The 6,433-nt window shown below is 67.5% G+C and carries 6 protein-coding genes; 3 read left to right on the top strand and 3 right to left on the bottom strand.

The window, feature by feature from the left end:
• Positions 1 to 216, bottom strand: a 216-nt coding sequence (locus ADL01_RS45690; RefSeq protein ID WP_234354469.1) for a hypothetical protein, incomplete at its 3' end; no start/stop codon positions are given.
• A 651-nt stretch (positions 217 to 867) separates the two neighbouring features.
• On the opposite strand from ADL01_RS45690, the gene ADL01_RS02355 reads away from it, so the two are divergent.
• From ADL01_RS02355 to ADL01_RS02345, 3 genes are read left to right on the top strand one after another with little or no spacing between them, the layout of a single operon-like run.
• The gene (locus tag ADL01_RS02355; RefSeq protein WP_053740165.1) at positions 868 to 1,533 is read left to right on the top strand and encodes a DUF4255 domain-containing protein; all 666 of its coding nucleotides are present in this window, start codon (positions 868 to 870) and stop codon (positions 1,531 to 1,533) included.
• A gap of 6 nt (positions 1,534 to 1,539) precedes the next feature.
• Positions 1,540 to 3,441, top strand: coding sequence for an ATP-binding protein (locus ADL01_RS45685; protein WP_234354468.1), 1,902 nt, complete (start codon positions 1,540 to 1,542; stop codon positions 3,439 to 3,441).
• A complete protein-coding gene (locus ADL01_RS02345) occupies positions 3,426 to 3,611 on the top strand; it encodes a hypothetical protein (protein ID WP_053740164.1) in 186 nt (61 codons plus the stop codon). Before ADL01_RS45685 ends, ADL01_RS02345 begins: the two co-directional genes overlap by 16 nt.
• Positions 3,612 to 3,620: 9 nt before the next feature.
• Here ADL01_RS02345 and ADL01_RS47640 read toward each other — a convergent pair whose 3' ends face one another.
• Positions 3,621 to 5,069 (bottom strand): DUF4157 domain-containing protein, encoded by a 1,449-nt coding sequence (locus ADL01_RS47640; protein WP_420719678.1) that lies wholly within the window; start codon positions 5,067 to 5,069, stop codon positions 3,621 to 3,623.
• Positions 5,070 to 5,879: 810 nt separating this feature from the next.
• Complete coding sequence (locus tag ADL01_RS02335) at positions 5,880 to 6,425, bottom strand: hypothetical protein (RefSeq protein WP_053740162.1); 546 nt, start codon at positions 6,423 to 6,425, stop codon at positions 5,880 to 5,882.
• Positions 6,426 to 6,433 lie beyond the last annotated feature (8 nt).

Here is a 6,433-nt window from a genome sequence, read left to right as displayed (position 1 = left end):
AACTGTGAGCAACGCTCCCACCGCCACCGCACCTTTGAGATCCCCGAGCGTTGCTCCCACCGCCACCGTGCTTTCGGAGTCTGTGAGCACCGCTCCCACTGCGACCGCGCCTTCGGGATCCCCGAGCGTTGCTGCTCCTGCCCCCACGCTTTCGGGATCCGCGAGTACCGCTCCCACTGCCACCGCGTCCTCGGGATCCGCGAGCGTTCCTCCCACTGCCACCGCCCCTTCGGCATTCCTCGCAACAGGCATACCTGACCCGGAACGGGAAGCGGTGCCGCCACCCACAGCGGCCTGGGATGCCCCTGCTGGTGCGAAAGGGGCGCCGTTCCAGCCGTCGCCCGAGCGGCCGGAGACGAGCTTTGGCCTACAATCGCCCCCCACCCCCACCCCCACGTTCCCGGTCCCGCAGATCCTGCCTCCTCCACCCGCACAACCCGCGCCGGAACCCGGGTGGGCCGACGCGCCGGCCCCGCTGCCACCGGCATCCCACCCTCCCGTCGTCCTGTCGACCCGCGCGGGAGAACTCACGCTCGACGCCCCGCCACCGGAGCGCTCGCCGACGTCATCCGTCGACTCGGTCCGCGTCGCCGCCGGCCCCCGCATGCCGGGGGAGCGTTCACTCAGGGATGCCGTACGCGATGCCATACCGCCGGTGTTCCGGCCTGCGGAGCAGGCGCCGCAGCCGCCGCAGCCGCCCCGGGTGACGGTGAACATCGGGCGGGTGGAGGTACGGACCACACCGGAGCCCGGCCGGTCCGCCGAGCCCCGGCCCCGGCCGCCGCGCCGGGCGCAACCCGACCGTGCGGCACGACCGCTGTCGCTGGGCGACTATCTTGCCCGCCGTACGCAAGAAGGAGGGCCGCGATGAGCAACCACCTCGCGGTGGCCATGGTGACCGCGGCACTCACCCGGACGCTGGTCGAGGCCCTCGCCGACCCTTCCCTGGGCGGTGTGGAGAACACCGCGGTCACCACGCTGCGCCCCCAGTCGCTGGCGGCGACCGATGCGCAGGCCCGGGGGATCAATGTCTTCTTGTACCGTGTCACCCCCAACGGCGCCTGGACAGTGGCGGATCTGCCGACCCGCGGTTCCGATGGCCAGTCACTCGTGGCGCGTCCTCGGCAGGCGCTCGACCTGCACTATCTGCTGACCTTCTCTGGTGACGAATCCACCCTGGAGCCCCAGCGGCTGCTGGGCCTCACCGTGAGCACGCTCGCCTCCCGGCCGGTGCTGAGCCCGGAACTGATCCGGCGGTTCGCGGGGGACGCAGTCACCCCCAATGACTGGCAGCAGCACTCGGACCTGGCGGATCAACCGGACTCGGTGCGCTTCAGCCTGCAACCGATGGACCTCGAGGACTCGACCAAGCTGATGTCGTCGCTCTTCCATTCCAACTACCGACTGTCGATCGCCTACCAGGCGACGGCGGTCCTGATCGAGGGTCGTGAGGTGCCGACGCCTCCCACGCGGGTCGCGACCCGCTCGATCGACGTGCGGCCCTCGATCGACGTGCGGCCACGGAGGGCGTGAGCAGACGTGGACTGGCTCACCGCGAACCAGCGGTATCTGATGGCCGTACTCGATGTGCTCCGCCTCCGGCTGAGCGGCGGGGACGGCCTGGAGGACGCCGTCCACCACCGTGACGAGCTCCGAAAGGCGATGCCCGCGCCCCCGGCGCTCGAGGTGATCGAGGACGGCTTCGAGCTGTCGGGATTCGAGCGGGATCTGCTGCTGATGTGCGCCGGCGTCGAGTTGGACACGGAGTTCGCCCGTGCCTGTGCGGAGGCGCAGGGTGCGTCGGAGCGCACCTGGGCGTCCTTCGGCCTGGGCCTGGCGAAGCTGCCCGACACGCACTGGACCGCGCTCACCCCGGCGGGGCCGCTGCGGCGCTGGCATCTGGTCGAACTCACCCACCCCGAGACGCCGACGAGCAGCGCCCTGCGAATCGACGAGCGGGTACTGCACGCCCTGACCGGGATCGCCTACCTCGACCCCAGGATCCAACCGCTCACCGTGGAACTTCCGGAGCCGAAGCCGCTCCCTGTGCCGCTGAGGGAGGCGGGCGAGCGGGTCGCGGCCCACTGGTCGTCCCGGCCCGAGTCCGGCTCGGCCCTGCTGTACGGTCGGCCGGTCTCCGACCTCAGGTCGGCCGCAGTCGGGGCCTGTGCGCAGGTCTCCGCCTCGCCCGTCTGCCTACGGGCTGCCGCCCTCCCCCAGGCCCCGGACGAACGGGACCTGCTGGCGCGGCTGTGCGAGCGGGAGACCGTACTGGACGGGGCCGCCTGGATCATCGAGGTCGACGACACGGTCCCGGACTGCTCCCGCCTCGCCCTCGACCTGGCCGACCGCCTCGACGCCCCCACGGTCGTGATCTCACGCGAGCCGATCGCGGGCTCGGGTCGCCGCGTGGAGGTGGGCCCGGCCCGGGCGGACGACATGCGGACTGTCTGGCGCGAGGCCCTCGGGCCGGCCGCGGCGGGCCTCTCGACCTGGATCGACCGCATAGCGGGGCAGTTCGACCTGGGTCTGGAAGCGGTCGACGCTGCGGCGGCGGAGGCACTGGCCGCGCCCGAGGCCGGCACCGCGCTGTGGGAGGCGTGTCGGCGGCTGGCCCGCCCCTCGCTGGACGGCCTCGCCCAGCAGATCGAGCCCCGCGCCCGCTGGGTCGACCTGGTGCTGCCCGACCATCAGCTTCGCGTCCTCCGTGAGCTGACCGCCCATGTACGGCACCGGGTCACCGTCCTGGAGGACTGGGGCTTCGCCGCCCGTACGAGTCGTGGGCTCGGCACCGCGGCACTGTTCTCGGGGCCCAGCGGCACCGGGAAGACCCTGGCGGCGGAGGTGATCGCCGGGGAGTTGCGTCTAGACCTGTACCGGGTGGACCTGAGCCAAGTGGTGAGCAAGTACATCGGCGAGACCGAGAAGAACCTGCGCGGGGTCTTCGACGCCGCCGAGGCGGGCGGCGCGGTGCTGCTCTTCGACGAGGCCGACGCGTTGTTCGGCAAACGGAGCGAGGTCAAGGACAGTCACGACCGGCACGCCAACATCGAGGTCGGCTACCTGCTCCAGCGGATCGAGGCCTACCGGGGGCTGGCCGTCCTCACCACCAACCTCAAGGACACCCTCGACCCGGCCTTTCTGCGGCGGCTGCGCTTCGCCGTCCACTTCACCTTCCCGGACGCCTCTGCCCGGACCGAGATCTGGCGCAGGGTCTTCCCCCCGGAGACCCCCACCGACGGCTTGGACCCCGCTGCCCTGGCCCAACTCTCCGTCCCCGGCGGCACGATCAGCTCCATCGCCCTCTCCGCGGCCTACCTCGCGGCGGACTCCGGCGAACCCGTCCGCATGCACCATCTGCTGGCCGCCGCCCGCACCGAGTACGCCAAGCTCGAACGCCCCCTCACCACCACCGAGGTGACCGGATGGACGACGACATAACCATCCACATCGACGCTCTCACCGTCGACCTCACCCCTGACGCCGTGGCCGCCCTCCTCACCGGCGACCACGACGTTCTCGTCCCGGCGATCCTGGCAGCTCTGCGCGACATGCCCAGCGGAACGCACTGCAGCGGAGAACCGTTCACCAAAGAGTATCTAATATTTTGATTAAACCGATTACGCTTCCGAATCCGAGGCCGAGTCATATGAAGCATCCCGACTTCCCTCATCGCCATCCATCATCGCATGCCGATCCACTCCCTTTTTCATCCTGATGGCCACGTTCATACCTTCGCGATTCAGCTCGGCACCCCATTCATTGATCCATTTTTCGAGACCGTCGGCATCTTCTCCAAGATCCTTGGCAAGGTCGACCAATCCTTGGATCGCGGTAGCCCAATATCCACCGGCGTGGTGGTTGAAATCGATATCCATGCCGCCTCGAGCAACGGCATAAGCCAGAGTTGCCGAGCAGGCCGCACAAGGCCTCTTTTTCCCGTAGACATGGGCTTTACCATCGAATCCCGATCGCCGGAGGGCGAGCACCAGCTTCTGCTCGGCATGATATTTCCCCTCCATCTTCAGAAATATTATTTTCCCGGCTGCATCCTTGGCATTTATTAGACCGCCGATCGAGGATTCATCCGCTTCCATGATTGGGTTGTCCTGAACTCTCTGCTGCAACCCGTGAATCATGAGCTCGGCTCCGTCCCGCGGCTTCCTGGAACCTTTCGGGTCATTCATCTTGGAGAACTTTCCGGCAACACCCCTGCCCCGCAAGTCACCTTTCTTGTAAATCTGAGAGAGCATGCTTCGCAGTGGATTCTCGCTGGTTGGGTCTTTTATGTGGGAATTGAATTCACTCTTCAGCTTTGCAGCTATCCCGGAAGCCGAAGAATTCAAGTTGCTGGCCACGACTATGCGTTCGTTCACATACATTGCCTGAAACTCCTGCTCCTCCTTGTCCAGTCGCTTCTTGGCATACCAGAAGAACTGAGTAGAAGTGTGACGGAGGATCTGCCGGTCCGGAAGATTCCTGAACGACCTGGAGCCTCTCGCGGTAACCTTCTTCGTCCACTTGCCGGCCCCCTTGAATCCCCCATTGACGAGCTTCAGCGCCGCAATTCTCCGCTTTACGCCCGCCGCACTGACATGTCGACGCCTGGGTTTTTTATCTTTTTTCGGCTTGCCCTTCGCGCGCTGCACGATGTGCTCCCCGGACAAACTCATCATCGGTGCCCTGCCGCCCCCGGCGCTCGGCCTCCATTGCAGCCTGGTCGTAGCGGGGCCGGCCATGACACGCCGGGCGTTGGTGTCCGCCTCACGTTCGAACCGGTCGGAGGGGTCGCTCACCCGCAGTCCGCCGCCGTGGTCGGTGCCCGCCACGGGGCCGCTGCGCTGCTGGAGGACGTGGGTGAGTTCATGAGCGATGGTGCGCCGGTCAAGAGCGCCTGGGCCGGCGACGATGTGTTCGCCAGAGGTGTAGGCGTCGGCGTCGACGGCCGTTGCGGAGCGTTCGGCAGCTGGGTCGGAGTGGATCCGTACGGTGGAGAAGTCGGCCCCGAGGCGGGGCTCCATCTCCCGGCGCAGTGACTCGTCCAACGGGCGGCCCGGGCTGCCCAGCACGCTCTGGACCTGTGTTCTGGGGGCAACCTCCGTGTTCGCGAAGGAGTGCCGGAGCCCCGAGGCGGCAGGGAGCGGCCCGGGGGTGTGTGATGCCCCGGGGCGGGCCGTCACGGAGGTCGACTTGGACTCGCGCTGCAGAGCCTGGGATCTGCGGATGGACATGGCAGGCCTTTCTTCGGTCAGCTGGCGCCGAGTCGGATCAGCCAGAGGGTGGGGGCGGCGAACTTCACCGAGCCGGTCGTCCCGCCGTTCGGCCTCCGGCATCGCATGACAAGCTCGACCACCCCTTGCTTGCCGCTCGGTACCGGGCATTGCGCGATTGCCACGATCTGGGTCCAGATCGACGTTTTGCCGCCGTTGGGATGGTGGCGTCGAGACGGACCGTCTCGGAGGCGAGGGCCTCCGTGGCCCAGGCACGGCTGCTGCCGGAGACGAGCTGCGGGACACCCCCCGTGATGCCCTCCTCGAGCGTGTTCCTGATCCTGTATCGGCCGAAATTGTCTGTCCCCACGATCTCCCAGTGCGTGGAGTCCCCGGCCTCGTCGTGCCGGACGACCTTCGTCCCGGGCGTCAGTCCCGTCCCCAGCCCACCCGGCGCCCCGCCGTAGGACACCCCTGTCGGCGGCGCCACCGTAGCGTTCTGTGTTGTGGGGGCAACGTCCGTGTTCGCGAAGGAATGCTGGAGCCCCGAGGCGGCAGGGAGCGGCCAGGGGGTGTGTGATGCCCCGGGGCGGGCCGTCACGGAGGTCGATTTAGATTCGCGCTCCAGAGCCTGGGATCTGCGCATGGCTATGGCAGGCCCTCCTTCGGTCAGCTCGCGCCGAGTCGGATCAGCCAGAGGGTGGGGGCGCTGAAATTCACCGAGCCGTCCTTCCCCGTGTCCGGCCTCCGGCATCGCATGGCAAGCTCGACCGCGCTTTCGCCGCTCTTTACCGAGCATTCCGCGATTGCCACGATCTGGGTCCAGATCGACGTTTTGCCGCCGAAGCTGTTTTGAAGAAGCCCCGCGCCCCAGGAAAGGTCGCCGACGGTGTCATCCTGCCCAAGGATGGTCCCGTTGACCCTGATGACCACGTCCAGAGCAACACCTGAGGTGCTCGAGAGCCCGTGGCCCTGCCCGACCAACAGGAGCGATGTGCCGGTCTCGAAGTTGACAGTCTGACTGATCACCGGCTGCCAGTCCCCGGACGTTGTTTCGTTATTCCAGCTGGGCGCCCGTAGCATCTGGACACCGATCAGCCCTCTGTTGAGTTTGGTGTCATCGAGGCGGACCGTCTCGGAGGCGAGGGCGTTCCAGTCCTTGGAGCGGATGGGGTCACCGGGGTGCTTGTTCGTGAGGTTCTCGTCGAGGGACATGGCTCTCC

The sequence above is a fragment of the Streptomyces sp. NRRL WC-3618 genome (assembly GCF_001280005.1).
GTDB lineage: Bacteria > Actinomycetota > Actinomycetes > Streptomycetales > Streptomycetaceae > Streptomyces.
The sequence above is the reverse complement of the archived record's forward strand: the minus strand, read 5'-3'. Positions and strand labels throughout refer to the sequence as shown.